Here is a 25,724-nt window from a genome sequence, read left to right as displayed (position 1 = left end):
CCCGCGGCGAGCTTCAAGTTCCGATCAAGTCCCGATCACGCCTCAGCCGGCGAGGTCGAGGATCACGAAGCGCGAATTCTGATAGACGACCTTGCCGGGCAGATCCCTCTGCCGGCCGCGGCCCACCACCACGTAATCGAACTTGTATTTCTTCTGCAGCGGGTCGAGCCGGGCGGCGTCGAGATCCCCGTAGCCGTCGGCCAGGTCGTCCGAGCGCCGGAAGCCCTTGCGCCCGGAGACGTCCTCCAGCCGCCGGTACCATTCCACCAGCTCGCTGGGCACGTAGGCGCTGCCCTTCCAGTCGACCACGATGGCGCGCTCGCCGAGGAGCCGGAAGCGCTCCAGCTGCGGCGGCGTGAGGAACACCGCGTCCTTCGGGGTGTTGGCGCGGATCCAGGCGTACATATCGGCCTCGGGCCCGCGCATGCCCTTGATCACGTTGGACCGCTCCTCGTAGCCCCTCACCTTGGGCACGCCGAAGCGGAGGCAGGCGAACGCCGCGTAGGCGACGAGCGCATAAGCGCCGAAGCGCAACAGAAATGCGCGCGCCGGGGCGAGACCGACGCCCCGGCGCTCGAGCAGCGACGCCGCCGCGCCGACGAGGGCGCCCGCGGCGCCGGGCGCGAGGGCCAGCAGGAGCGGCGGCGCCAGATCCCCCTCCTTGTCGAACATGGCCAGGGCGACGAAGCCGCCCAGCGTCAGCGCGAGGCCCGCGGACGGGATGCGCCGGAAGAGGGAGGGGCGGGCCGCGATGCTCGCCGAGGCCGCGCAGGCGAGCAGCTGCATGAGGAGGTCGAGGAACGGCGCGAAGCGCCACACGAAGAGCTGCGCGACGCGCGGGATCTGCACCCAGGTGGTGAGCAGCGTCCCGGTCCAGATGACGATCGCCATCGCGAGCACCACCGCGCCGAGGCGGCGCCCGCGCCCCTCCCGGCCGCGCAAGAGCCACCCGCCGGCGCCGAGGCCGAACATCTGCCACGCCGCCACCGGGAAGAAATTACCCTTGTAAGTCCTGGGCGCGTAGTGGTGCGGCGAGCGGATGTTGAAGAGGATCTCCTGCGCGAACGCCGCGTCCGGCGAGCGCACCGAGCGGAGGATGAGCGGGGAGAGGAGCAGGAACACCGCGATGGCCGGCCCGACCTGCATGGCGATGCGCCGCGCCAGACCCTTCCAGCCGTCCCTCCAGCCGAGCAGGAGCTGGGCGAGGCCGAAGGTGCCGATCCCGAGGACGAGGTAATTGGCGTGGAACAGCCCGCTCAGACCGAGGAACACGCCCGAGAGCAGGGTGCGACCTGCCACGAGGGGAGGCAGCGCCGCGAGGAGGAAGAGGCTGCCCAGGGTGGAGGGCTGCAGGATGAAATCGAAGATGTAGCTGGACGCGACGCTGTCGGTGCGGGTGACGAAGGCGATCGCCATCACCAGCAGGAAGGTGGCCAGCGCGAGGCGCCGGTCCTTCAGCAGCTCGGCCGCGAGCCAGTACACGCACAGGGCGCCGAGCGTCGCGGTGACCACGAGGCCCCAGCCCACCGCCGCGCCGCCGCGGTCGATGGCGAGCAGCAGCCAGCCCACGTAGGAGAAGGCCGGGTGGTAGTTGGCCGGGCCGGTCGCGTACCAGTCCTTCGTGAGCACGCTGGGGTCGAGCAGCCGGAGGGCGCCCAGCATGTACGCCGTCTGGTTGCTGGCGCCGTAATTGACGCCGTAGCTCAGCCCGAAGCAGACGGAGATGACGAGCGCGATGAGCGCGGCCGGCAGCTCGGGGAGGAGCGGCGCGAGCCTCTGCCGCGGCGAGGGCCGCGCCGGCCCGGCCGCGGGCGCGGCGGCCTCGGGCCCGGCGGCGCGCGGGGAGCTCTCCCCGCCGTCTGCGCCCTCCGCGCCGGAGCTCTCCCCGCCGTCTGCGCCGGCGGTGATCTCGTCATCCCCGGCCATGTCGGCCTCGGGTGCACCGGGCCCGGTCCCCATCTTGGTCCCCATCTCGCGGCGCGAGCCCTAGCACAGGTGACACGAGGCGTGCGTGATGTCTTGACAGCGCGCGGCGGGTTCGGCCAAGTTCCGGCCGTGATCGCGGAGCTGCTCCGAAGCCGCCGTTCCTTCGGATCCTCTGGGTCCGTGGAGGCGCCCACCTGCCCCATTCCCTCCTTCTCGGGCGTGCGGGCGCGAGTCTTCCTCGACGTGCAGGCCGAGGAGGGCGTGGAGTCGTCGTGGGGCGTGCGCACCAGCGAGGCGCGCATCTTCGAGTGCCCCGCCTCGGGCCTGCGCTTCCGGCTGCCGGCGCCGCGCGAGAAGATCGCGGCGTTCTACCGCTCCGAGTACCACGAGCGGATGGGCGGCGAGGAGGACACGCGGCGCGCCGAGGCGTACCGCAAGGAGAACCAGGAGCGCGTCGGCGTGCTGAAGCGCTACGCCCCGTCGGGCCGGGTGCTCGACGTGGGCTGCTCCACCGGCCAGTTCGCGGCCCAGCTCCGCGAGGCGGGCTACGACGCGCTCGGCTGCGACATCTCCGAGGACGCCTGCCGGAAGGCCGCGGCGCTGCTCGGCGAGGACCGGGCGCTGTGCGGGCCGGTGGAGTCGCTCCTCGACAGGCTGCGCGGCTCGCTCGACGCCATCACGATGATGGACGTCATCGAGCATTTCGACGACGTGGTGTCGCCGCTCCGGGCGATGCGCGAGATGCTCCGGCCAGGCGGGACCCTCTTCCTGCGCACGCCCACGCTCCGCTCGCCGTTCTACAAGGTGGCCGACCTCAGCTACCAGCTGAGCGGCGGCCGCTACAAGGACGCGGTGCTCAAGATCTACCACGCCGAGCATTTCTTTTTCTTCACCGAGCGGGCCATGCGCGCGCTGCTCGAGGACACCGGCTACGAGGTGCTGGCGATCGATCCCGACCCGCTGCTCTGGGAGAATTTCCGCTCGGCGGAGATGCGGCAGGGTCCGCTGGTGAACTCGGTGCTGGCGGCTGTGTACTTCGCCGGCCGCCTCGCCGATCGCGGCCACGGCATGAAGGTCGTCGCGCGGCGGCCGGGCTAGCCGGCGGAGGGCGCGGCGGTGAGCGTGGACATCTCGGTCGTCATCCCCGTCTACAACGAGGAGCCGGCCATCGAGCACAGCCTCGAGGTGGTGCGCGGGCACCTCGACAAGATCGGCCGGAGCTACGAGCTCGTCTGCGTGGACGACGGCTCCCGCGACCGCACCCTGGAGCGGCTCCTGGCCGCGGCCGCGGCGGATCCGCGGGTGCGCCCGGTGCCGCTCGCGCGCAACTTCGGCAAGGAGGCGGCGATGGCCGCCGGCCTGAGCGAGGCCCGGGGCCGCGCGCTCATCTTCATGGACGCCGACCTGCAGCACCCGCCCTCGCTCATCGCGCGCATGGTCGAGCTCTGGGCCGAGGGCTACGACGTGGTGAGCGCCGTCAAGGAGACGCGGGCGCGCGAGAGCCTCGTCTACCGGATGATGACCTGGGTGTTCAACGCGCTCATGGCCGGCGCGGCGCGGGGCGACTTCCGGGGCGCCTCCGATTTCAAGCTGATCGACCGCCAGGTGGTCGACGCGCTCATGCAATGCGCGGAGCGCAACCGCTTCTTCCGGGGCCTCGTGACCTGGGTGGGCTTCCGGACCACCGAGATCCCCTTCACCGTGGCCGAGCGCCTGCACGGCACCACCAAATGGTCGCTGGTCGGCCTCATCCGCTACTCCATCCGCAACCTCATCGCCTTCTCGGCGCTGCCGCTGAAGATGGTCACGGCCATGGGCTTCGGCACCCTGGTGTTCGCGGCCGGGCTCGGCGCGCAGACCCTGTGGCGCTACCTGGACGGCGAGGCGCTCAGCGGGTTCACCACGGTGATCCTGCTCCAGCTCATCCTCGGCGGGCTCCTGCTCACCAGCGTCGGGGTCATCGCGCTCTACGTGGCGGTGATCTATGACGAGGTGAAGCACCGGCCGATGTTCCTTGTGCGGCGCCCGCGGCCCGGGGAGCAAGGCGGCGCGCACGAGGACCGCGGCGCCCCGGCCCGGGCCGACGCGGACCGCGCGGGCAGCGGCGCCGATGGCTGAGCCGGCCCCGGTCCACGAGGGCGACGCGCGCGCCCCGCGCGCCACACCGGCAGCCGGCAACCTCGCCCGGCGCCGCGCGCTCGGGCTCCTCGGATCGCTCGTCGTCGCGGGCTGCTTCGTCTGGCTGATGCGCGCCGGCACCCTGCCTGTCGTGCCGGCGGCCGAGCACCTCGCGCGCGTGCCCGCGTGGGTCCCCGTGGCCTACGGCGCGGTGTGGCTGCTCGTGCTGACCCTGCGCGCGATGCGCTGGTACTGGCTGCTCCGGCCGCTGCGCCCGGTGTCGATGCGGCGGGTGCTCACCGTCTCGTTCATCGGCTACGGCGCGCTCCTGCTCCTGCCCTTCCGCATGGGCGAGCTGGTGCGCCCCGCGCTCATCCGCCAGCAGGGCGGCATCTCGGGCTGGGCGGCCACGGGCAGCGTGGGCGCCGAGCGGGTGCTCGACGGCCTCTACCTGAGCGCGCTGCTCTTCGCCGCGCTGCAGATCGCGAGGCCCCTCGACCCCCTGCCGGACCGCATCGGCGAGCTGCAGGTCTCGGCGGCGGTGGTCCCCGGCGCCGCGTACACCGCGCTCGCCGTCTTCTTCGCCGGCTTCGTGACCATGGGGGTGTTCTACTGGCGGCGCGCCTGGGCCCGCCGCACCACCGAGCGGGTCGTCGGGCTTGTCTCGCCGCGGCTCGGCGTCTGGCTGGCCGACCGCGTGGAGCACGTGGCCGACGGCCTGCGCTTCCTGCCCCGCTTCCGCTACACCGGCCCGTTCCTGGCGGTCACGGTGGTGTACTGGGCCGTCAATGCGGCCGGCATCTGGATGGTGTGCCGGGGCGCGGGCGTCACCGGGCTCACCTTCGGCCAGGCGTGCGTGGTGATGGGCGTGCTCGCGCTCGGGGTGCTCGTGCCCAACGCGCCCGGGTTCTTCGGCGCGTTCCAGATCTCGGTCTACGCCGGGCTGTCGATGTACATCTCCCCGCGCGACGTGGTCGGCCCCGGATCCGCCGCGGTGTTCTGGCTGTACGTGCTGCAGGTCGGGGTGACGTTCCTGGGCGCGGGAGCGGCGCTGCTCATCGAGCGGATCTCGCCGAAGGACGCGCTGGCCGCCGCCGGGGATCGGCAGGCCGAGGCCGGGGAGCCGGGCGCAGGGCCGGCCTGATCCCCGCCGTCGGCGTCCTCCCCTCTCTCGGTCGCCTCAGATGACCGGCGGCGACGTGACGACGGCCCGGCTCGGCCTCGGGCCCACGAGCACCGGATAGAGGACGCCCGCGAGCATGCCGCCGGCGAGCGGGGCGAGCCAGAACAGCCACAGCTGAGACAGCGCCCCTCCGCCGACGAACAGGGCAGGACCGGTGGAGCGCGCCGGGTTGACCGACGTGTTCGTGACCGGGATCCCGATGAGGTGAACCACCGTGAGCGCGAGCCCGATGGCGATCGGCGCGAACCCGCGCGGCGCGCCGTGCTCGGTCGCGCCGAGGACCACCATCACGAAGCCGAACGTGAGGACGATCTCGGCCAGGAGGCTCGCGAAGAGCGAGTATCCGCCGGGCGAGCGCCCGCCATAGCCGTTCGACGCGAACCCTGCGTGCACGGTGAACCCGGCGGCGCCGCTGGCGATCGCATAGAGGATCCCGGCGGCGACGATGGCGCCGGCGATCTGGGCGAGGACGTACGGCAGGAGGTCTCGCGCGGGAAAGCGCCCGCCGGCGATCAGGCCGAGCGTGACGGCGGGGTTGAAGTGCGCGCCCGAGATGTGGCCCACCGCGTAGGCCATCGTCAGGAAGGAGAGCCCGAACGCGATCGCCACGCCCAGGAAGCCGATCCCCAGCCTGGGATACGCGGCCGAGAGCACGGCGCTCCCGCAGCCGCCGAGCACGAGCCAGAACGTTCCGAGAAACTCTGCGGCCGTACGCCTGGACAACGACATCTCCATCTCTTCATCTCCCCCTGCGGCAGGCCCCCTCGGCGCGGATCGGGGCGCGGCGGGGGCCGCGCCCGACCGTGGAGCCATCCCGACGGCTGGCGCAGGCCGCACGGTCGACCGGCGGGCACCCCGCCGAGGCGACGCTCCACCGGCCCTTCGTCGACATTGGATGAGCTCCGGCCCGCCGCGTTGCGGTCGGACCGTTTCGAGCGGGCTCTCCTGGTCGAGCGCGCCTCCTCGGAGGCGGCCGGACGGGCCGCGCGGCCAGAGGAAACGAGGCTCCCGCCGGCGGCGCCTTCGGGAGCCTCGCGCCGCGGACCATCGCCGCAGCGACCTCGCGGGATCGGGGCGTCTTACAGACCGACGAGCTGCGGCGGGCAGCTGTACGCGTTGCCCATGTGGGTGACGTCGGTCTGCTGGCCGGAGATGTTGCCTCGGTCGCCGGAGATGGTGGTCCCGGCGTTCGTGTTCTCCAGGACCACGTAGTTGCCGCCCAGGCCATGGGCCTTGTTCTTCATGTCGTTGACCGCGCCCTCCTGCAGGTTCGCATTGCTGGTGAACGCTCCAGACAGGGAGCCGCCCTGCTCTCCGATCACCGTCCCCAGGAACCGGCACCCCTGCGGGGCCGGCTGCTTGGTGACGATGACCCGCTCGGCGCCCGGGCTGAGCTCGACGGCGGCACAGGCAGGCAGGGTCAGACAACTCAGGAGGAGAGCGAACGCACCGTGGATCGATGTCTTCATGGCAAGCACCTTGTGTCGATTGCTACGTGTACAAGCGAGCGATTCTTCCTCGCTGAACCTCCAGGACGGCGGGATTCCAACAGGCCTCCTCCACGGTCGGCCTCGCGTCGATCTCCCTCGTGACGTCGCGGTTCGAGCGCCCTTCACCGCTGCTCGATCTTCCGCAGCCGGTACGCCCGCGCGTCCCACAGCGAGAACACCCGCTCGCCGCTCGTGAGGACGTCGAACCCGTGGCGGGCCGCGAGCCGCGCGACGTCGGCCGCGTCGCGCGCCGGGTCGCCGCGGTACGAGTAGCCCAGGACGACGAGCTCCCCGCCCGGCCGCAGCGCCCGGCGCGCCTCCGCGACGAGCCGATCCACGACCTCCGGGCCCGCGGCGACGATGTACGGGAACGAGTCGACCGCGTACACGAGATCGAAGCGTGCCGACGGCGCGTCGCCCAGATCGACGCCCGACGAGACCGCGAGCACGACGTTCGAGCGCCCCGCGCAGCGGCGGCGCGCGGCCTCGATCATGCGCGGCGAGACGTCGAGCCCCCACGCCTCGCGCACCCTCGGCGCGAGCGCCGCCTCGAAGCGGCCGATCCCGCAGCCGATCTGCAGGATCGCGCGGTCCTCCCCGATCGCGCCCCACCGCTCGAGGAGCTCGACCACCTCCCGCGTCGCCCGCTCGAGGAGCTCCGGATCGCCGAGCGAGTACGCAGCGACGCTCGCCTCCTCCGAGCGCTCGCAGAGCTCGTCGAACAGCCGCGCGGTGGAGTGACAGGCTCCCCGCGCGTCCCCCCCGGCGACGCGCGCGCCCCGGTGCGCGCCCAGCATCGCCGCCACGGTCGCGCACCCGGCGCGCCGCTCGTCCAGGCAGCGGCGCAGCGCCTCGAGGCGCGCCGCCCGCTCCCCCTCTTCTGCCGCCAGCCGCGCGGCGTCGATCGCGCCCGCGGCGGCCTCGAGGTCCCCCGCGGCGCCGAGAAGCCGCACCAGGCCGACCTCCGGCGACGCCTCGCCGGACATGACGGCCTGCACCGCGCCCTCGCCCTGTCCGACCTCCCGCCCCGCCCCGCGCCCGCCCCGGCGCCGCAGCCGCCGGCGGAACGTCCAGCGGTCGACGGCGCCCCAGTCGTACTTGTACGGCTCGCGGCCGCGGAGGAAGTCCACGGTCCGCGCGCCCTCGCGCGCCGCGTGCTCGATCGCGCTGGCGAGCATCACGAGCCCCGGGCTGTACCACGCGAGCTCCGGATCGAAGCCGGTGATGTACGACGCGAGCCCGCCGCGCTCGGCGAACCCGTAGAGCGACGCGATGATCCGCCCGTCGAGCCGCAGGCCGAAGAGCCGCAGCGCGCCCGGCGCGCACAGCGCGCGCGCGGCCTCGCGGTGGAACGGCCGGAGCGCCTCGTCGAGCACGCCCCCCTCGCCGCGCGAGCGCCAGCGCGCCTTGTGGTTGGCGAACAGCGCCTCGAGCAGCTCGTCCACGCTCGCCGCGTCGGCCACGTCGAGGCGCAGGTCGCCGGCCCGCGCGAGCCGCTTCCGCGCGCGGGCGACGCGCGCGCGCATCCCGGGCGGAAACAGCTCGTCCGGCCCGGTGCCCTCGGGGATCGTCACCGCCGGACACGCCTCGTGCTTCTCGACCTCGTCCGACCAGCCGGGAGGCGCCTCGGCCAGGAGCAGCGGCGACGACGCGCGCAGGTCGTGGAGATCGGCGACGTCCCACGCGTCGGCGCGCTCTTCGAGGCAAGCGAGCGCCGCGTCCGCGACCGCGCGCTCGTACCCGGACGCGGCCAGGACATCGTTGTAATCGGAGATCCCGGCGCCGAGCAGCGCGACGACGCGCTCGCCGCCGATGCGGTGAACCGCGAGGGGCGCGAGGCCGACGAGCCCCTCGTCCGACCGGAAGACCAGGGCGAGCACCTCCTCGGGCCCGAGCGCGCGGCACCACGGGATCAGCCACTCCGGCCGCTGGAACGCCGTCGCCGCCGGGCAGCGCTGCCACAGCGCGCTCCACGGCTCCCGCAGCGCCTCGAGCTCCTCGCGGCGGCTCAGCACCTCAACGTCGAGTCGTTCGCTCACCTGCCCTCCGAGCGGCAGGCTCAGCGCTCCTCGGCGCCCCCTCGGTCCTCGTCGAGCGCGCGCGGGCGCTCACCGGGCTCCCCACCCCTGCCGGCGCCGTATCCTCGCAGACGCGCGCGGCCAGGCAACCGACGCGCGCCACCTCGGAGGGGGTTCTGGAAAGCTCGCGCCGGCCCGCCCGTCGCCCCTGGCCGCTGGTTGCCGAGCTTGCCAGCCCCCGCCGGGTCAGGCGAGGACGGCGCGTCCCGGCCGGTGTATCCTCTCGCGGGAGATCCTCGGACCATGCGAAATTTTGACCGGATCACCGCGCACCCTGGCCGAATGAACGGGCAGCCGTGCATCAGGGACCTTCGCCTGACGGTGAAGCGGGTGCTGGAAGTGCTGGCGACCTATCCGGACCGCGAAGAGCTGCGACGCGACTACCCGGAGCTGGACGACGAGGACATCCGGCAGGCCCTGGCCTTCGCCGCCGCCATGATCGGGGATGAGGTCATCGACCTGCCCCGGAGCGCATGACGCCGACCTTTCGATTGCTCCTGGATCAAGGGCTTCCGCGCTCGGCGGCAGCGCGGTTACGCGCGGCCGGCGTCGACGCGATCCATGTAGCCGAGATCGGGATGTGGGCCGCGCTCGATGAGGAGATCCTCGAACAGGCCCGGCAATCGAAGCAGGTGGTCGTGACGCTCGATGCAGATTTTCACACACTGCTCGCACTTGCTGACGCGAACGCCCCTTCTGTGTTGAGGCTGCGGGTAGAACGACTGAACGGAGAGGCATGTGCCAGGATGATCCTGGATGTGCTCGCGGTGTGCGGCTCAGAGCTCCTTGCGGGCGCGGCGGCGACAGCGGACCTTACCCGCGTCAGGCTCCGGCGATTGCCGCTGACCGATCCAGGACGATAGACCGAGGCCTGAGCGCGCTCAGCTGTGGCCGAGCACCGGGTGCGGCCGGTCAGCCGTCGGCGCGCGCCACGGCGAAGATCAGATGACGTTCCAGCCGGATCCCCTCCGGCGCGCGGCGGCGCTCGAGCTCGGCCGCGAGCGCTGCCTTGACCCGCGCGGCTTCCGCTGGATCTAGGTCGGACAGGAAGTTGCCAAACGAGCTGGCCAGGTAGAACGCGACCACGTCGTCCGTGTCCGCGAAATGGTCGGTGAAGGACCGGATCTGGAGCCTCGGATCCTCGAAGCCGGCGAGCAGGAGTGTGCTCGTCAGGTCGTCCGAGGTCACCTTGTAGGTCGTGTTGCCGAGCGTCTCCGCGGTGCCGGTCAGGCCGAGAGACGACAGCACCCCCTCGATCACCCGCTCGAACTCGTGCGGGCGCTCCCTGGCGGCCGAGCTGATGCCGAGGCGCCCTCCCCGCCTGAGCACCCGGCGCGCCTCGCGCAGCGGGCCGAGCTTCTCGGGCAGCCAGTGGAGCACGCTGTTCAGGAACACGACATCGAAGCTCCCGGCGGCGAACTGCGAGAGATCTTCGGCCTGGCCGACGCTGGCGCGGAAGTTCGGCCGGCGCTTCCCGTTCGCCAGCTCGACCCGGAGCGGCAGCGGATCGACGCCGGCCACCGAGCCGGAGGGGCCGACCTGATCGGCGACATACGCCCCGAGCCGGCCCGTCCCACACCCGACGTCGAGGACGCGCTCGCCCGGGGAAACCTGGAGATCTTCGATGAGCAGCTTCCCGTGGTTGAACTGCCGATCGCTGACGCGATCGTAGGTCTCGGCCAGGACAGCTGAATCGAGCGAAAGGCTGACCATCGTGGCTCCTTGTGAGAGGAGGTGGAGATCGGCGAAAGACGGCTCCGCATGGAATGTCTCTCCGAGCACCACGTCTGTTATCGAGGACAATAGTCCGCCATAACGGACCGAGCAAGCGCGATCTCGACGGCTGCGCGCGATGGCGGCGATGCGCCCGAGGCGCGCGGTCCGGGGTGCGCGCCGGCCGTGACGCCGCGGGCGATAGAGGCGTTGTTGTCCAGGTTTCGCCGTCGCGGGCGGGCGTGGTAGCGTCCGCGCCTGATCTCGAACAACGAGGAGTCGCTCATGAGCTGGATCGACCAGTACCGCGCCTTGGCTCGCTACAACCGGTGGATGAACGACAAGCTCTTTGCGCTGGTCGGCGAGCTCGACGACGTGGAGCGCAAGCGCGATCGCGGGGCCTTCTTCCGGTCGATCCACGGCACGTTGAACCATATCCTGCTCGCCGACCGCACCTGGATGGGGCGCTTCACCGGCGACGCGGAGCGGTTCGTCTCCCGCGATCCGAGCGGGAAGGCCATCGAGATCACCGCGCTCTCGCAGGAGCTCTATGCGGACTTCGGCGATCTCTCCCGCGAGCGGGCCACGACGGACGCGGACATCCTCGCCTGGGTGCACGAGATCGATGAGCGGGCGCTCGCGGGCGACCTAACGTACACGCGGAGCGGGACGGTCTATACCTCTCCGCTCTGGTGGTCCGTCGGGCACCTCTTCAATCATCAGACCCATCACCGCGGTCAGGTGACCACCCTGCTCACACAGATGGGAATCGACCCCGGCTCGACCGATCTGATCGCGATGCTGCGGGACGAGAGGCGCGGGCCGTGACAGGTGCTTCGCCCCGCGGTGAGCGCGGCTGTCCGATGGTCCGATAGCACCTGGGGCAGGCGGGCGAGGCCAGCCCTGGATCACCGGGCTGCGCGCCGCCGGCTGACCTGTCGCGCCTGGCTCGCCGCCCTGACCTCGACGAGCGGATTGCGCGCCTCGGCGGCGCGCAGCCGCTCGAAGCGCTCGATCCGCGCGCGGTTGCCGCTCTGCCGCAGCGTCCGCGCGAGCACCACGCTCTTGGCGAGCCGGATGAACCGCAGGCGGTGGGCCGAGTCCACGTCCTCGACGTCTCTCCTGCCCACCCCGGGCCCGAACTCGCGATGGTAGGCGGCCCGGAGCCGGTGCTCTCCATGGAGGCCCAGCGCGTCCGAGAGCCCCTCGAGGGCGGCCCGCTCCGCCGGGGTCGACCACGAGAGGACCCTGGAATAGGGGGTCGCCATGGTCTCGTGATCGGGCTTGTTGACGTAGCGACGCAGGAACACATCGGACGTCGCGACCGGCACATCGCCCGTCTCCTGGTGGAGGAGGGCGTACGCGAACGCCTCGTTCATCCCCACGAGCTGGTTCCGGTCGTAATCGGCGCCGTCGACGCGCTTCCCGAGGCGATCGACGCCCGAGAGGGCGGCGAAGAAGAAGCTGCTGAAATCGGTGTAGTCCGCCTCGTCGATCTCGGGTGTGCAGCCCGACGCGGGGCGGTCCCGGGTCGCCGCGAAGAACCCGACGACGTCGCGCTCGACCAGCTCGCCGTCGGGTCGGCCGCCCTCGAAGAGGAGGTTCGCGAAAGAGCCGGAGTAGCACTGGGCCATGACGAGGACGACGGGGGTGCCGGCGGGCAGCTCCTTCATGCGGGCAGCGAGGTCGCGCACGGACAGCGCTCCGCCGCCCCAGAGGTCGAAACCGTTGTTGTCGAGGTCGTGCCCTGGATCCGGGCTCCCGTGGCCGGCGAAATAGAGCAGCAGCGGGTCGGCGGGGCGCGCGTGGACGAACCTGCGCCAGATCGCGTCGAACCCGGGGCGGGTGGTCGCCCCGTCGATGCGCGGCAGCCTGGGCGCGCGATAGCGCGTCTGCTCGCCGTCGAGGAACTGCACGCTCCGCGTGCCGCGGCGCCCGTCGGCGAAGAGGACGCGCCGCTCCGCCGTGGCCGGAAGCAACGACTGGAAGTACCGGATGTGGCCTTCGATGGCCACCTGGTTCATGGGCGGCCTCGGGCCGCCGCCCACGACGAGCGCGCGCCAGGCGGCGGGCTCGGGAGAAGCCGGGGCAGGCAAGGCCGGAGAGGCGGGCGAAGCCGGGGGCGCCTGCGGGGCGGCCGGCGCAGGCAACAGGGCCTGCGGGGCGGCCGGCGCAGGGCGCGGCGGGCGCCCTGGCGAGGGGGGCGGCGCGGGGCGTGGCGGGCGCCCTGGCGAGGGGGCTGCCGCGGGACGCGGCGGGTGGGCCAGCGAGGCCGTCGGCGCGGGGCGTGGCGGGCGCGCGCCCGCGGTCGCGGCGGTCGCCGTGGCAACGACGATCACAGCGACCCGGAGGAGCAGATGGTGCGCGGCGGTCACGTCCTCGGCCTCGGCAGCGCGCATCGCGGCGCTCGATTCTAGGTAGCACGACCGGCTCACCCGCGTCGACATGCGCTCCCTCGATCTCTCGGCCGCCGCCCACCCGGGTTGGCCCAGCCCACGTGGTTGCGTCGAGCGCGAGCTACAATGGGGACGCCTGGTTCCGTGGCGAGCGCGCCATCGAGAGAGATGCCCTCGCAGCGTACGCGTGTGCCTCCGCGAGGGTGCCGTGCGTCCCCTGTCGGGCTGTTTCAGTCAGCCAGGCAGTCTGTCTGTCAGCCGTCAAGCAGCCTGTCTGCCTGCCTGTCTGCTTCAATCCGGGCCAGGACAACGCCCTCGCTTTCGAGCGAGAACCTGCGCCGACCGGCAGTATTTCGCCGCAGGCGGGGCAGATTGCATCGCCGAGCCCATCCTCGGCCACTGCAGAGCTCCCCTCCTTTCACCACGGTCTCGCCCGGTGATCGCGGCGCGTTGCCTGCGCGACGGCACGGCTCGCGGCGGGAGGGATCGGCGGCGCGCCACGCTCGCTCCAGGGAGCCACCGCATGGCCGAGGTCGGTCATCGCCTGCGCGGATCTTCTCATCGGCCTCTGGCACGCAGATTGCCGTTTTCCGCGCCATCGAATGCACGAACACAGGAGGGAAGATCATGTCGGCCAGCTCATCAAAGACGACCATCGTTCATGACGAGATCCGCCAGTGGGCCGAATCGCGCGGAGGCCGCCCGGCGACGGTGAAGAGCACCGAGGAGGGCGGTGAGCCTGGCATCCTCCGCATCGATTTCCCCGGCTACAGCGGGGAAGACACCCTGGAGGAGATCTCGTGGGAGGACTTCTTCGACAAGTTCGAGGAGTCGAACCTCGCCTTCGTGTACCAGGAGAAGACAGCGGACGGGCAGCCGAGCAATTTCTCCAAGCTGGTGAGCCGCCCGGACGACATGGTCCAGAAGGGCAAGCCGACGTCGCGCGCGGCGAAGGGCAGCACGGAGAAGGCGAGCAGCGCCAGGAGCACGAAAGAGAAGCGCGAGAAGGCCGAGCTCGACGTCGAGGTGGAGGTCCAAATCGACCTCGACGAGGAGCCCGGCGGCGCCGAGCAGCGTCCTCGCGGGAAGCAGGCCCGCCCGAGGGGCGCCGAGGGCGATCATGCGTCCCACATGACCATCGACCACGACGAGATCCGCGCGTGGGTCGAGGCGCGCGGCGGCCACCCGTCGACGGTGGCGCGGACCGAGAAAGAGGGGGAGCCCGGCGTCCTCCGGATCGATTTCCCAGGGTACAGCGGGGAAGACACCCTGGAGGAGATCTCGTGGGATGATTTCTTCGACAAGTTCGAGGCGTCGAACCTGGCCTTCGTGTACCAGGAGGCCAAGGCGAGCGGCGAGCCGAGCTACTTCTCGAAGCTGGTGAGCCGCCCGGACGACATCGGCGGCAAGAAGGCGAAGCAGAGCAAGCAGAAGTCGAGAAAGGCGGCCTGAGCCAGGGAACGAGGACCCGATAAGGAGCCCGGTGGGCGACAGGAAGAGCGATGCTGAGGCTCAGCGCCGGCGCGCGGGCGCCGTCGGGGCGGCATCCGGCGCGCCTGACACGTCCGAAGCGCCCGATACGCCCGGTGCGCCCGACGCATGGTTTCTCTGCCACGCCGAGGCGTTCGTGAGCAGCGCGTCCCGGAGCTCCGCGGCAGCGCCCTGGAGCTCGCCGCCGCGCCTGCGGACGAGATGGAAGACCTTGCGCGGCAGCTCGGGCAGCGGGCGCGCGACGAGGCCCCGGGGGAGGCGGCAGCAGGCGTTCACCACCGCGATGCCGACGCCGAGCTGGACGAAGTGGACCATCAGCTCCCAGCCGTTCGCCTCGACCGCCGGCTCCCAGCGGACACCTGCCGAGAGCAGCGCCTGAGCGAGCAGGGCCCGGTGGGGCCGCGACGGGCCGGGGACGACGAGCCGCGCCCCCTCGAGGTCGCGCAGCCGGACCTGGCGCTTCCGGGCGAGCGCGTGGCCGTCGGGGACGACGAGGACCTGCGCCACCTCGGTGAGGCGATCCGCGGCGAGCCCGTCCGGCGCCCCCTCGAGCGGCGCGACGCCGAGGTGCGCCTCGCCCGCCGCGACGGCCTCGAGCGTGCCCTCGCGGTCGCGCGTGAGCAGCCGGAGCGGGGCCGCGGCGCGCGCGGTGAAGGCGCGGATGCCCTCGCCGAGCAGGTAGAGGTACGAGCCCTCCCCGGCGCAGAGCACCACCGGCTCCCGGCTCTCGCCGTGGCGGAGCACGTCGAGGAACGAGCGCGTCCGATCGCCGACCTCGCGCCCGAACGCCGCGACGCGCTTGCCGTCGGCCGTGAGCTCCAGCCGCTGCCCGCGCCGCTGGTAGAGCGTGACGCCGAGCGCCTCGCCCAGCTTGCCGATCTGGGCGTGGAGCGCCGGCTGGGAGACGTGGAGCGCCCGCGCCGCGCGCGTGAAGTTCAGGTGCTCGGTGAAGACCACGAAGGCGCCGAGCCAGTCGAGGTTGAGCATGGCGGGAAGCTATCGCAAAACGCGATAGCGACTCCAGAAATACTTCTTCCGGATGATAGCCGGGCGTCTATTCTTTCTCTCGCCGATTCCCTTCACGGTTTCGGTCCCGGTCCCGACCAGGGACCTTCCGGAGGCCTCTGCCTGCCCGCGCGGATCGCGGGCCGCGGCTCCGGTTCACGAGACGAGAATGGAGCTTGAGATGGGCCGCGATCGCTTGACCGACACGAGCAAGAAGCTCTCCTGGCTGCTCCGCCACGCGGCGCCCGCGCAGGGCGTCGCCATGGACGACGCCGGCTGGGTGGCCGTGGACGACGTCCTCAAGGCGCTCCGGATCTCCCGGCCTGTGCTCGACGAGGTGGTGGAGAACAACACGAAGAACCGCCTCGAGATCCGCGGCGACCGGATTCGCGCCTCGCAAGGGCACTCGCGCGACGGGATGCCTGTGACGCTCGCGGGCCTCGAGGCGTCGTGGGAGGAGGTCCACGGCGACGCGTCGATCTGGCACGGCACGAGCGTGGACGCCGTGAGCGGCATCGCGCGCGAGGGGATCCGGCCGGCGGCGCGCACGCACGTCCACTGCACCGACGCGCTGGGAAGCGCGGTGGGCAAGCGCGCGAAGGTCGACGTGATGCTCGAGATCAGCCCCGCGAAGCTCCGGGCGCGCGGCGTGCGCGTCTTCCGCAGCCAGAACGGGGTGATCCTGGTGCGGGAGGTGCCGGTCGAGTGCCTCGTGGGGCTCTTGCCGATCGTCGCGCGGGCGCAGCGGGAGGCCGAGGCGCTGCGAGCCCTGATCGTCCGGGGGTGAGGGCGGCGCCCGCCTGCGCGCTCCTCCCGCAGCTCAGCGCCCCCCTGTCCGCCTCGCTGGCTCCTCGGCCCCGCACTTGCTGCTGACGCCGAGCAGCTCGCAATACCTGTCGCCTATCCACCGCTTCTCTTTGTCCTCGCAATTGCATAGCGAGAGGGTGGGCACAAAACTGAAGTCTTGCTCCTGCACCGCACGGTGGCAGCCCAGGCAGCTGGACCGCTTCCCTTCAGGTTCGATGTCGCAGGGCCCCCGCGAGGCGGCCCCGCCCGGCGCGCTCGATCCCACGATATAGGTCTCGATCACCGAATTCCTCAGCGTCGCCGGCTCCGGCTTCGACCCGCTGTGCGGCTTGTACTGCACGCCGATGAGCTGATAATGCTGGAGCACTGTATCGTTCGACTTCAACCAATCGCGCGCCTGCGCGTTGAGCTTCTGCACTTCCGGGGGTATGGGGTCGACCCGCGTGATCTGTGTTCTGCACATCGTCGAGCCGTTCACATGCACCTGCTTGCTCGTGTTGGGACGGCACGTCGACGCGTCACACCTGGGATCGTTGAACGAGGGCCCGCTGGGCGCCTCGGCAGGCGTCAGGTTGTCCACATGTTCGAACGTGGACCAGATCCAGTCCCCGTAGGGCTTGGATTTTTGCATGATGTGAAATCCGATCAGGCCCAGGCGGATCTTGCCGTCCCCGGCCCCCGGGCCGGACGGCCGCGGCGAGGCGAGCCTCTGGAGGAACCGACCGCTCTTGCTCTCCGCTTCGGACAGCCTCTTCCACGCGAGCTTGATCGCCATGGTGCCGACGAAATCGAAGGTGTCCGCTCCGGAGTCCGGGCCTCGGGCCTTGCACTGGCCCGTCCTGAAGTCGATATAAGCGGCATTCGCAGTAGGCTGAGCTGACGCCTCGGCCTCCACCGCATTCATGAGCGTCTCGTGCCACCTGTCGTCCAGCCTGACTTCGTAGAGCACCGTTTGCCCGTTCTGATCGTACACGACCCGGTGCGGCTCGGAGGCCTCGCCCGCGCCCCGTCGGAGCGAGTCCGTCAGGCAATCGCCATGGCAACTCCATCCCAGCGGGTCGTCCAGCTCCGGCGAGTCGTCGTCGGGATCATCGTTCAGACTCCTGTAAATCTGCTCTGGCGTGTACCAGCTATTCCAGCGGGGATAGACGCCCCGAGCGTTCAGCCGGTGGAGCTCGCGCTCGGCCGTCCAGCCGCCGGGATAGGGGACCCGTCCAGGCCAGTTGAGCGCGATGAACAGGCGCCAGGCGAAGAGCTCCATGCCTCGACGCTCCTGGCCGGGATCCTCGCTCCACGGCGAGACGCAGTACCATGTGGCGGGCAGGTTGATGAGCTCGTAGCCGCTCACGAAGGGGAACCGTGGTGCTCCTCCCACGGTCGCCCCGGGGCCCTTGACGCCGGGGGTGAGGCTGCCCCCACCTCCGCTCACCGTCAGGCACGCGCTCCCGGCGAGCAGGGTGAACAGTGCACCTACGATCGCGATCGTGCGCATGTAAAACCTCTGTCTCTGGGCCTATCGTCAGAACACCGAAAGAACCGGCGCGAAGCCAAGATACCCCTTGGCGCCGAGGCCTTGCCCCGCATGAAGCGTGATCTTGACGTCGAGCCAGCGATGAATACGGGCCTCGGTCGAGACCGAAGGGCTCGACTCGCGGGCGCTCCCCAGCCAGGCCTGCAGCGCACGCCGCTTGTCGGGGGCACAGAGCCCTTGCTCCTCGAGCAGCTCCAGCAGCGCGCGTCGCTCGGGGTCCAGGCGCGCCGGGTGATCCAGCTGAAGCTGCGAGAAGGCGACAGCGACGTAGGGCAGGAGCGCGTGATCGAGCGCGAGATCGAAGTAGACGGTGTCGTCGGCCGTCTCCTGGGTCGAGAAGGTGCTCACGAGCTGCTCCAACGAGTCGAGCGGACCGGGCCAGCCGAGATCCTTCAAATAACCCACCAGCTGCGCCCTCGGGACGGCGCCGTAGAGCTTGATCGCCGCCGGCTCTCTGGCCAGCATGAACGATACGTGGATGATGCGACCAGAGAGCGGGAGGCCCCGGAAGCAAGCCTTCATCACGCTCCGGTTGCTCGCGGACAGCACCCCCTCGAAGGCTCGGGGGAGCGCAGGCGCCAGGAGATCCAGGCAGCTCTCGTAGGAATCCTGAGGGTCCCAGGCAGCCGAAGAGGGCTCCGTGCTCAGGTACCCAGGGTCGACGCAGACGCAGAGCGACGGGGACTGCCGCACCGCCGGGCGCGTATTCACGTGGTCGAACTCGAGCCACAGGAAGGGCATCCTGCTGGGCCCTCCGTGGGCGAGCGTCGACCAGCGACGGATGACGTCCCAGGTGAATTGCCAGGCGGGGTCGCGCGTGAGCTCGTCCGGCGGCTGGTCGGCCACGGCACGGATGCTCCGCAGGGCGTCGTCGTCGCGGGAAGGGGCCACGCAGGCCAGGAAATCGACCTGTTCCTGCCCCGCTGGGAGGCGGCACTCGATGTAGTACGAAGAGAACAGGTCGGGGAGCCGCGCCGTGAGCGCGCCAATGCTGGACTTCACGGCGTGGTCGACACACGCGCTGGGGATCCTCGGCGCGACCAGCTCGCTGATGTCATGACTGGACCACATATTGTCTCCGAATCCGTCCCATGGTGAGGTGTCACGGCGCTCCAGAGACCCACGCTGCGGCGAGGGTCACCAGATCGGCGGGGTCGGCGATACGAGCTCCTCGACCAGGAGCTTCTGGCAGAGCGCCTTGAGCGCACGCTCGTAATCCGCGGGGCTCGTGCTCACCTTGGCGACCTTCACCACCTCGGTGGCCACGGCGCTCCCCCTCGGGATACCGAACTGGCTCTCCATCGTGGCCAGCATGTCCTCGTGGAAACGCGCGCGTATCCTGGCGTCGTTCTTCACCCAGTACATCAGGGAGAGCAGCCCTTTCGGCTTCTTGCCAGCGCCGGCCATCATCTCTTCGCGCCTGGCATCACCATGATTCGAATCGCTCACGATAGACCTCCATCCTGTCAGAATCATTCCATCGGAGAGACGAGCTCTCCGGAGAGCTCATCGAGCGTCGCCTTGGCCGACCTCATGTGCGAGGTGTCGAACCCCTCCGTGAACCAGCTGTAAGGTTCGACCAACAGCTGTCGAGCGGCCGCGCCTCTCCCCTGACGATGCCAGAGGCGCGCCAGGCTGAGCGCGGCGCGCAGCTCGAGCGATCTGGAGTGATGGCGGCGAGCGCCCTCGACGGCCTTGAGCAGGGACTCCTCGGCCCGGTCCGCGCCCGCCGCGGTCGGGTCGGCGCGCAGGCCTAGGTCGCCACGGAGGCGATGAAGCTCGGCTTCGTAGAGGAGGCCCTGGGTCTTGACCGCTTGATCGAGGGCGTCGTCGACGGTCGCCAGCGCTTCTTCGACCTGGCCGAGCTCCCCGAGGGCCTCGGCGAGCCCTACCGCGAACTCGGGGTAGCCGCAGCGCTCGCCCGTATCCCGTATCCTCTGGAGCCCAGCGCGGATGTCCTCGACGCCACGGGCCGGCTGCCCCTCCAGGCAGAGGGCCCGGCCTCGGAGGAAGATGCTCGCGGCGTGCCACAGAGGAAACCCTTTCTCCTCGGTGATCGCGAGGAGCGACGGGATCTCCTCGAGCACCGCGCCGCCTTCGCCGCGCAGCGCGGCGATCTGGAGGGCGCGAAACAGGCTATGTACATAGCTGTGCACGTGCCCCCGCGCTTTGGTCCGGGCGACCGCGGTGCGCGCCTTCTGGATCGCCTGATCCGGATAACCCAGAAACCAGAGGGTCATGGCCAGGTACGCCATGCTCGCCGTCCCGGGATCATAGGAGTAGATGGCCGTCAGGGGGCCGTGCGCCGCGGCGTCGTAGAACGACATGGCTCGCTCCAGGTGCTCCTGCGCGGTCTGGAGCTCGCCCCGCCACATGTGATTGCCTCCGTGCAGCAGGTGGGCGGGCACGAGGAGCGCCGGATCACGCTCCTTCTCGGCGACGCTCAGGGCGCGCACCGAGAGCTGGACGGCGGTCTCAAGCTGCGCCCGTACGCAGTTGAACGCGCTGAGCCCCCAGATGACCGGGAAGTTTTGCCTGGAGTCGCCGAGCTCGTCGCACAGCTCACGCGCCCTCTCGTACGCCGCGCCCACCGCCGGCGCGCCATAACCATGGGCCCCCATGAGGGCCACCGACAAGGAGAGCCGCAGTCCGAGCTCCCTGGCGGCGCGGGCCGGCGTATCCGGCTGGGTCGCGAGCAGCTCGAGAGCGCGCTCGAAATGCCGGATCGGCTCCAGGCTGGCGGATTGCTGGAGGGCCTTCTGCCCTGCTTGGCTCCAGTACGGGATCGCTTGCTCGACGAGCTCGGCCTCGGTGTAGTGATGAGCGACCAGCTCCGGATGGTCGGTCGCCCACTGGGGATGGCTCGACTCCAGCACCCCCGCGATCCGCGCGTGGACCTCCCTCCGCATCTCCCGCGGCAGCGACTCGTACGCCGCGTCCCGGACGAGGGCATGCTTGAAGGCCCACCCCGAGGTCTTCATCCGGCGCCTGCGTATCAGAAGCCCGACGTCGACCAGCTGGTCCAGGTGCTCCTGCAGCGCGGCCGCGTCGAACGGGCTTATCGCCGAGAGCACCTCCACGCTGAACTCCCGCCCCAACGCCGCGGCGAGCTGCGCGGTCTTCTTGGCGCGACCCAGCCGGTCCAGACGCGCCATCAGGAGATTTCGCAGCGTGCTCGGGATCTCCTCCCGCGCGAGCGGGCGCGCCAGCTCGTACCCTTCGTCCCGCTCGATCAGCACGCCCGACTCGACGAGCATCTCGGTCAGCTCCTCCACGAACAGCGGCACCCCGTCCGTTCGGGTCACGACCTGATCGATCACCTCGGAGGGCAGCGACTTTCCGCCGAGGAGCGCCGTGACCATCTCCGCCACCTGCGCACGCTCGAGGCGGGCCAAGGGGACCTGTTGAACGCCGGAGGTCGAGAACGGGGGTGAGAATTCAGGTCGTGCGGTCATGAACACTGACACCGGGGCTGAAGGGGCCTCGTGGACGAGATGCGTGAGCTGCTCGAGGGTCGTTGTATCGGACCAGTGCAAGTCCTCTGCCACCAGCATCAGCGGGCGCTCCTCGGACATACCGAAGAGCAGCAGCAGCACGGCGTTCAGGGTCAGCTCCTTCAGCCGCTGGGGAGAGACGTCGAGCGGGGCGTAGGGAGGCGCCATGGGCAGGGAGAAGAGCGGCAGGAAGAGCGGCATCGCGTCTGCCAGCGTGAAGCCGTGGCCCGAGAGGAGCCCTTCGAGCCGCGCGATCCGCCCCTCGGGCGAGGCCTGCTGATCGAGGCCCAGCGCGCGCCCGAGCATCTCGACGACGGGGAGGAGCACGCTGTTCTGCGTGTCCGGCGCGCAGCGGAGCTCCAGGAAGGTGTGGGGATCGTTCGCCAGCCTGGCGCGCAGCTCGCGCGCAAGGCGGCTCTTGCCGATGCCGGGCTCCCCCGTGATCAGGGTGCATTGCCCGGCGCCTGCGCGCGTCCGGCCCCAGCGCTCGAGCAGGATCGCCATCTCCTGCTCCCTGCCGAGGAGGGGCGCCCCGCGGCGCTCTTCGTCCGGCGTCGGCCGAGCGCCTCGCTCCGATCCCAGCAGGAACATCTCGCGGGGCGCGCCGTCCCCGCCCGCGCGCCGTGGCCCCTCGCCGTCGAACGTGAAGGCGCTCCGCAGCAGCCGATGGGCCTCTGCAGAGACGGCCACGCCGCCTGGCGGCGCGAGCGCCGCGATGCGCGCGGCCGTGCTCGGCGTCGCGCCCACGTTGAGCCCGGCGTCGCGGAGATCCCGGGCGACGAGGACGCCGGTGTGAACCCCGAGCCTCGCGTCGAGCCGCACGCCCGGCCGGCGAGCCGCGCGCGCTCGGCCTGCGCCTCGGCCGCGATCTCCAGCGCCGCGCGGGCGGCGCGCCGCGCGTCGTCCTCCTCGGCTCGCGGGTAGCCGAAATAGATCAGCAGCTGATCGCCGAGCGTGGCGGCCACGTGCCCCCGGTAGCGGCACGCGATCTCGGCGCAGCGCGCGAGCTGCGCGCGCAGCAGCTCGTCGGCCCGCTCCACGTCGAGCGCCTGGGGCGCGTCGGCGAGCACCCCGATCGTGCAGCACACCGCCGTGAGCTGCCGCCGCTCCCCGTCGGGCGCGGGCCTGGGCGGAGAGCTGGAGCGGGCCACGACGGTGGCCTCGAAGAGGGCGTGCGCCCGCCGCGGGCCCCCGGGGAGGCTGCCACGGAGGGGCGCGCCGCCGCCGACCATCATCTCCCGCGACAGATCGTCGAGCTCGCAGGCTTCGAGCGCGGGGACGAGCGCCGAGGCGCGCGCGTCGCGCGCGTCCACGTTCTTGTCGGTCACGTGGCGGAGCAACCCGCCCAGCCAGTGCCCAGCGAGGGCAGGCGGGATCGGCACGGGGTCCGGGCTGAACTGCGCGTACAGGATGTCGGCCGGTGAATTCCCGGTGAACACGGGCTTTCCGGTCAGGCACTCCAGGAACACGAGCCCCCACGAGAACAGGTCCATGCGAGGCGTCGGGTCCAGGCCGCGGAGCTGCTCGGGCGCGGCATAACCCACCGTGCCCAGCGCCTCGCCCGTGCCGGTCAGCTGGACCATGTGCTCGGCATCGGAGCCGACGAGCGCGCCGATGCCGAAGTCGAGCACCACCGCGTTGCGGCGCGCGCCCGAGGGGAGCACCATGATATTGCGCGGCTTGAGATCGCGGTGGATGACGCCTCTCGCGTGGGCGCACGCGAGCGCGTCGAGCACCTGCAGCATCAGGTGCCGCGCCTCCCGCGGCGCGAGCGCGCCCTCCCGGGCGAGCACGTCCGCCAGCGTGTCTCCGGGCACGAAGGAGAACACCGTGTAGAGCAGCTGCTCCCCGACCTGCCCGAAGTCGACGAGCTGGACGATGTTGGGGTGGTGGAGCTGCGCGCAGAGCCGCATCTCCCGGATGAACCGCGCGATCCGCCGCTCGATCTGGCCTGCTCCGTCCTGCTCGGGCAGCCGCATGATCTTGAGCGCCACCTCCTGCCCCGTGGTGAGCTGACGCGCCTTGTACACCGCGCCGAAGCCGCCCACCCCGAGCTCCGACAGCAGCTCGTACCGATCGGCAAACGCAGCTCCGCCCGCGAGCAACGAGTTGCTTGGATGCATGCCCGCCCCTTCCGTGGTTTGTCGTCCGCGATTCCCGCGCGACGCGACACGGCGCGCAGCGCATCCGCCAACGCCTCACATCGATGAAACCGCCGCGCCTCCTCGGGTGTCAAGGAGCGTCGCGCTCGGCGCGCTGGCCTTTCCTCCCCTCCCGTCCAGCGCGGCGGCGCGTGGTCAGCGCCCCTCCGCCGGCGTTTCGACCTCCTCGTTGAGCAGCGCGGCGAGATCGGGATCGATCTCGTATCCCAGCTTGTCGGCGAGCTCCCGGACCCTGTCGAGCTCCCGCCGCAGCGCCCGGTGATGATTGCGGTTCTTGATGAGCTGCTGCTGGCCGAACAGGGTGAATGCCTCCTCGCGGCTCCCCGTCCGCCGCACCGCCGCGCCCAGCACGAGCCCTCGGAACACCTCGACGAGCTCGAGCGACAGCGGCGCGCCTTCGCGCGCGCGCCGCTCCGCCTCCTGCACGAAGGCGTGCGCCGCGCGCCAGAGCTGCGTGAGCAGCGCGCCCTCGTCCGGCGCGCCCTCGTAGGCGAGCGCGCGCTCCACGTGGCCCCGCTGGAGCACGAGCTCGCCGCCCGGGCCGCCCCGCTCGGCCAGCGCGAGCGCGTAGGCGCGGCGCACGATGTTGTCGAGCTGCCGCAAGTTGCCTGGCCAGGGGACGTCGAGCAAGAGCTTCACCGCCTCGGGCCCGATGCGCGCGACGCCCTGGCCGCCCCCTTCGCGGTGGCGCCGGCTCAGCATGTAGTCGGCCCAGAGCGGCACCTCGTCGAGCCGCTCGGTCAGGGGCGGGAGCCGCACGGGCAGCACGTTGATCCGGTAGTAGAGATCCTCGCGGAAACGGCCCGCGCGCGCGGCCGCGCGCAGGTCGGTGTTGGTGCCGATGAGGAAGCGCACGTCCGCGCGGCGCTCGCTCCCCTCGTCGCCGAGCGGCCGGTAGCGCCGCTCCTCGAGCACGTGGAGCAGGCCCGCCTGGGCCTTCAGCGACAGCTTGTCCACCTCGTCGATGAAGAGCGTCCCCTGCGCGGCGCGCGCGATCGCGCCCGGGTTGTCGCGGATCGCGCCGGTGAACGCGCCGCGCTTCCAGCCGAAGAGCTCGGCCATCTGCAGGTCCTCGGGCACGCTGAGCAGGTCGAGCGTCTCGAACCGCTGCCCGCGGCGCGCCGACTGCTCGTGGCACCAGCGCGCCAGCCGGGACTTGCCGGCGCCGGTCGGACCGCTGATGAGGATTGTCTCCTCCTGCCGCGCGAAGACGCGGAGCAGGTCGATGAGGCTCGCGGTGGTGGGGCCGACGACCGGCAGGAACTCGTCCGCGCGCGCCGGGGTGGCCGGCCGAGGCGGCAGCGCGCGCAGGTAGGGCGCCGCAGCGCTCGCGAGGAGCTCGTAGCACCCGCGCCAGACGAGCTCCCCTCCGATCGCCTGCTTGCAGCTGACCTCCAGCGCGATCATCCCCTCGACCGCGCCGCCCGGCGCGCGCAGCGGCACCACGTGGACGTGCGTGGCGTCGCGCCCGAGCATCCGCTCGCGCGTCTCGCTGCCGGGCAGGCCAGCCCCCTCGCGCCGCTCGACGTGCGCGGGCGCGCCGTCCGCCAGCCAGGGGCGCAGCACGCCGAGCTGGACGTCGATGGAGACCGAGCAGCGGTGCTCGACGAGCCAGCGCCAGACGCTGCCCGACGTGAGATACCCGGTGCCCTCGACGCGCGCTCCGCTCCGGTGCTCGAGGCCGAAGAGGCGCTGATAGCCGCCCTCGGGGCGAAGGTGCACGACCCCGCGGAGCACGCGCCCCTGCCCCATGAGCGAGCTCGCTGCCAGCGCCGCTTCGACGCCGGTGAGCATGTCCTTCAGCACCGTGGTCGCGGCGTCCTCGAAGCAGCCGGCCCCCATGAGACTCGTGATCAGCTCAGGGAGCAGGTCATGGAGCATGAAGACGTAGGCCAGGGTACACGCACTCTACCTGGCTCGGACGAAAAATTCATGGCGGTCCTCTGGCACCCGGGCTGGCGCATTCGGCAAGCCGGAGAGCGCGTCCGGAGCCGCCGGCGTCTTGAGGAGACGCTTGCGCGTCCCGCCGGGACACATGCACTTGCCCGGGCAGCTCGCGCGTCGCGAGCCGTGTCGACCCCGGATCGCCCTCGGGGAGGAGCGTGAGGCTCAGGGCGGTCGATGCCATCGCGTCCCCACGGGACACGCTGCCTCCTGCGGAGACGCGGCCCAATGTCATCTGGCCAGCAGATCAGTCCGCACCGCCCGGGGCGAAGGTCAGGTGAAAGGCGCCTCGCGCCTATCCCAGCTCCGGCATCGGCTTTGCTTATGTTCGTGGAACGATCGAGATCGTTGCCAAAGAACCCCACCACCTCGCGGAGCGGAGACTC

The 25,724-nt window shown here is 71.3% G+C and carries 21 protein-coding genes; 8 read left to right on the top strand and 13 right to left on the bottom strand.

Translation table 11 applies throughout. From position 1 onward, the window contains the following. Window positions 1–42: 42 nt before the first annotated feature. A complete protein-coding gene (locus tag POL72_RS37675) occupies window positions 43–1,971 on the bottom strand; it encodes a DUF6798 domain-containing protein (RefSeq protein WP_272101659.1) in 1,929 nt (642 codons plus the stop codon). Window positions 1,972–2,106: 135 nt separating this feature from the next. Here POL72_RS37675 and POL72_RS37670 point away from each other — a divergent pair, with 135 nt between their 5' ends. From POL72_RS37670 to POL72_RS37660, 3 genes are read left to right on the top strand one after another with little or no spacing between them, the layout of a single operon-like run. After that, window positions 2,107–3,024: a class I SAM-dependent methyltransferase gene (locus tag POL72_RS37670; protein ID WP_272101658.1), complete on the top strand. Its 918-nt coding sequence runs from the start codon at window positions 2,107–2,109 to the stop codon at window positions 3,022–3,024. An 18-nt stretch (window positions 3,025–3,042) separates the two neighbouring features. Further along, a complete protein-coding gene (locus POL72_RS37665) occupies window positions 3,043–4,044 on the top strand; it encodes a glycosyltransferase family 2 protein (protein ID WP_272101657.1) in 1,002 nt (333 codons plus the stop codon). Then, window positions 4,037–5,188 carry a lysylphosphatidylglycerol synthase transmembrane domain-containing protein gene (locus tag POL72_RS37660; protein ID WP_272101656.1) on the top strand — a complete coding sequence of 384 codons (1,152 nt, stop codon included), beginning with the start codon at window positions 4,037–4,039 and terminating at the stop codon, window positions 5,186–5,188. The genes POL72_RS37665 and POL72_RS37660 overlap by 8 nt, the downstream gene beginning before the upstream one ends. 36 nt (window positions 5,189–5,224) lie before the next feature. On the opposite strand, the gene aqpZ is transcribed toward POL72_RS37660, so the two are convergent. The 3 genes from aqpZ to POL72_RS37645 form a co-directional block, all read right to left on the bottom strand. Beyond that, window positions 5,225–5,956, bottom strand: a complete 732-nt coding sequence (aqpZ, locus tag POL72_RS37655) for an aquaporin Z (RefSeq protein WP_272101655.1) — start codon at window positions 5,954–5,956, stop codon at window positions 5,225–5,227. Between the two features lie 350 nt (window positions 5,957–6,306). Further along, entirely contained in the window at window positions 6,307–6,696 is a 390-nt protein-coding gene (locus POL72_RS37650) for a DUF4156 domain-containing protein (protein WP_272101654.1), read from the bottom strand. 143 nt (window positions 6,697–6,839) lie between these two features. Then, entirely contained in the window at window positions 6,840–8,756 is a 1,917-nt protein-coding gene (locus POL72_RS37645; RefSeq protein ID WP_272101653.1) for a GNAT family N-acetyltransferase, read from the bottom strand. Between the two features lie 282 nt (window positions 8,757–9,038). On the opposite strand from POL72_RS37645, the gene POL72_RS37640 reads away from it, so the two are divergent. Both POL72_RS37640 and POL72_RS37635 read left to right on the top strand, forming a co-directional pair. Beyond that, entirely contained in the window at window positions 9,039–9,272 is a 234-nt protein-coding gene (locus POL72_RS37640; protein WP_272101652.1) for a DUF433 domain-containing protein, read from the top strand. Next, on the top strand, window positions 9,269–9,658 hold the full coding sequence (locus POL72_RS37635) for a DUF5615 family PIN-like protein (RefSeq protein ID WP_272101651.1): 390 nt from the start codon (window positions 9,269–9,271) through the stop codon (window positions 9,656–9,658). Before POL72_RS37640 ends, POL72_RS37635 begins: the two co-directional genes overlap by 4 nt. 49 nt (window positions 9,659–9,707) lie before the next feature. Here the strand turns inward: POL72_RS37635 and POL72_RS37630 are convergent, their stop codons facing one another. After that, on the bottom strand, window positions 9,708–10,508 hold the full coding sequence (locus POL72_RS37630; protein ID WP_272101650.1) for a class I SAM-dependent methyltransferase: 801 nt from the start codon (window positions 10,506–10,508) through the stop codon (window positions 9,708–9,710). Window positions 10,509–10,793: 285 nt separating this feature from the next. On the opposite strand from POL72_RS37630, the gene POL72_RS37625 reads away from it, so the two are divergent. Beyond that, on the top strand, window positions 10,794–11,336 hold the full coding sequence (locus tag POL72_RS37625; RefSeq protein ID WP_272101649.1) for a DinB family protein: 543 nt from the start codon (window positions 10,794–10,796) through the stop codon (window positions 11,334–11,336). 80 nt (window positions 11,337–11,416) lie between these two features. On the opposite strand, the gene POL72_RS37620 is transcribed toward POL72_RS37625, so the two are convergent. Further along, window positions 11,417–12,907, bottom strand: coding sequence for a caspase family protein (locus POL72_RS37620; RefSeq protein WP_272101648.1), 1,491 nt, complete (start codon window positions 12,905–12,907; stop codon window positions 11,417–11,419). Between the two features lie 624 nt (window positions 12,908–13,531). On the opposite strand from POL72_RS37620, the gene POL72_RS37615 reads away from it, so the two are divergent. After that, window positions 13,532–14,356, top strand: coding sequence for a bifunctional DNA primase/polymerase (locus POL72_RS37615; protein ID WP_272101647.1), 825 nt, complete (start codon window positions 13,532–13,534; stop codon window positions 14,354–14,356). Window positions 14,357–14,416: 60 nt separating this feature from the next. On the opposite strand, the gene POL72_RS37610 is transcribed toward POL72_RS37615, so the two are convergent. Then, a complete protein-coding gene (locus tag POL72_RS37610) occupies window positions 14,417–15,382 on the bottom strand; it encodes a LysR family transcriptional regulator (RefSeq protein ID WP_272101646.1) in 966 nt (321 codons plus the stop codon). A 187-nt stretch (window positions 15,383–15,569) separates the two neighbouring features. Between POL72_RS37610 and POL72_RS37605 the strand changes: the two genes are divergently transcribed. Further along, on the top strand, window positions 15,570–16,187 hold the full coding sequence (locus POL72_RS37605; protein ID WP_272101645.1) for an RNA 2'-phosphotransferase: 618 nt from the start codon (window positions 15,570–15,572) through the stop codon (window positions 16,185–16,187). Window positions 16,188–16,220: 33 nt separating this feature from the next. Here POL72_RS37605 and POL72_RS37600 read toward each other — a convergent pair whose 3' ends face one another. The 6 genes from POL72_RS37600 to POL72_RS37575 all read right to left on the bottom strand — a co-directional run bounded on the left by POL72_RS37600 (window position 16,221) and on the right by POL72_RS37575 (window position 25,275). Next, a complete protein-coding gene (locus POL72_RS37600) occupies window positions 16,221–17,699 on the bottom strand; it encodes a hypothetical protein (RefSeq protein ID WP_272101644.1) in 1,479 nt (492 codons plus the stop codon). A 27-nt stretch (window positions 17,700–17,726) separates the two neighbouring features. Next, the gene (locus tag POL72_RS37595; RefSeq protein WP_272101643.1) at window positions 17,727–18,740 is read right to left on the bottom strand and encodes a hypothetical protein; all 1,014 of its coding nucleotides are present in this window, start codon (window positions 18,738–18,740) and stop codon (window positions 17,727–17,729) included. Between the two features lie 135 nt (window positions 18,741–18,875). Beyond that, window positions 18,876–19,187, bottom strand: a complete 312-nt coding sequence (locus POL72_RS37590) for a hypothetical protein (protein ID WP_272101642.1) — start codon at window positions 19,185–19,187, stop codon at window positions 18,876–18,878. Between the two features lie 23 nt (window positions 19,188–19,210). Further along, window positions 19,211–21,736 (bottom strand): AAA family ATPase, encoded by a 2,526-nt coding sequence (locus POL72_RS37585; protein WP_272101641.1) that lies wholly within the window; start codon window positions 21,734–21,736, stop codon window positions 19,211–19,213. Beyond that, window positions 21,676–23,355: a protein kinase domain-containing protein gene (locus tag POL72_RS37580; protein ID WP_272101640.1), complete on the bottom strand. Its 1,680-nt coding sequence runs from the start codon at window positions 23,353–23,355 to the stop codon at window positions 21,676–21,678. Before POL72_RS37580 ends, POL72_RS37585 begins: the two co-directional genes overlap by 61 nt. A gap of 174 nt (window positions 23,356–23,529) precedes the next feature. Continuing rightward, complete coding sequence (locus POL72_RS37575) at window positions 23,530–25,275, bottom strand: sigma-54-dependent transcriptional regulator (protein ID WP_272101639.1); 1,746 nt, start codon at window positions 25,273–25,275, stop codon at window positions 23,530–23,532. Window positions 25,276–25,724: the final 449 nt, after the last annotated feature.

It is taken from the genome of Sorangium aterium, assembly GCF_028368935.1.
Lineage (GTDB): Bacteria > Myxococcota_A > Polyangia > Polyangiales > Polyangiaceae > Sorangium > Sorangium atrum.
The sequence above is the reverse complement of the archived record's forward strand: the minus strand, read 5'-3'. Positions and strand labels throughout refer to the sequence as shown.

Coding starts and splice junctions, on each gene's coding strand:
- POL72_RS37660 (WP_272101656.1), top strand. CDS start 4,037: ATGGCTGAGCCGGCCCCGGTCCACGAGGGCGACGCGCGCGCCCCGCGC.
- POL72_RS37640 (WP_272101652.1), top strand. CDS start 9,039: ATGCGAAATTTTGACCGGATCACCGCGCACCCTGGCCGAATGAACGGG.
- POL72_RS37635 (WP_272101651.1), top strand. CDS start 9,269: ATGACGCCGACCTTTCGATTGCTCCTGGATCAAGGGCTTCCGCGCTCG.
- POL72_RS37630 (WP_272101650.1), bottom strand. CDS start 10,508: ATGGTCAGCCTTTCGCTCGATTCAGCTGTCCTGGCCGAGACCTACGAT.
- POL72_RS37605 (WP_272101645.1), top strand. CDS start 15,570: ATGGAGCTTGAGATGGGCCGCGATCGCTTGACCGACACGAGCAAGAAG.
- POL72_RS37580 (WP_272101640.1), bottom strand. CDS start 23,355: ATGCATCCAAGCAACTCGTTGCTCGCGGGCGGAGCTGCGTTTGCCGAT.
- POL72_RS37650 (WP_272101654.1), bottom strand. CDS start 6,696: ATGAAGACATCGATCCACGGTGCGTTCGCTCTCCTCCTGAGTTGTCTG.
- POL72_RS37620 (WP_272101648.1), bottom strand. CDS start 12,907: ATGCGCGCTGCCGAGGCCGAGGACGTGACCGCCGCGCACCATCTGCTC.
- aqpZ (WP_272101655.1), bottom strand. CDS start 5,956: ATGTCGTTGTCCAGGCGTACGGCCGCAGAGTTTCTCGGAACGTTCTGG.
- POL72_RS37585 (WP_272101641.1), bottom strand. CDS start 21,736: ATGGCGATCCTGCTCGAGCGCTGGGGCCGGACGCGCGCAGGCGCCGGG.
- POL72_RS37600 (WP_272101644.1), bottom strand. CDS start 17,699: ATGCGCACGATCGCGATCGTAGGTGCACTGTTCACCCTGCTCGCCGGG.
- POL72_RS37575 (WP_272101639.1), bottom strand. CDS start 25,275: ATGCTCCATGACCTGCTCCCTGAGCTGATCACGAGTCTCATGGGGGCC.
- POL72_RS37615 (WP_272101647.1), top strand. CDS start 13,532: ATGTCGGCCAGCTCATCAAAGACGACCATCGTTCATGACGAGATCCGC.
- POL72_RS37610 (WP_272101646.1), bottom strand. CDS start 15,382: ATGCTCAACCTCGACTGGCTCGGCGCCTTCGTGGTCTTCACCGAGCAC.
- POL72_RS37675 (WP_272101659.1), bottom strand. CDS start 1,971: ATGGGGACCAAGATGGGGACCGGGCCCGGTGCACCCGAGGCCGACATG.
- POL72_RS37625 (WP_272101649.1), top strand. CDS start 10,794: ATGAGCTGGATCGACCAGTACCGCGCCTTGGCTCGCTACAACCGGTGG.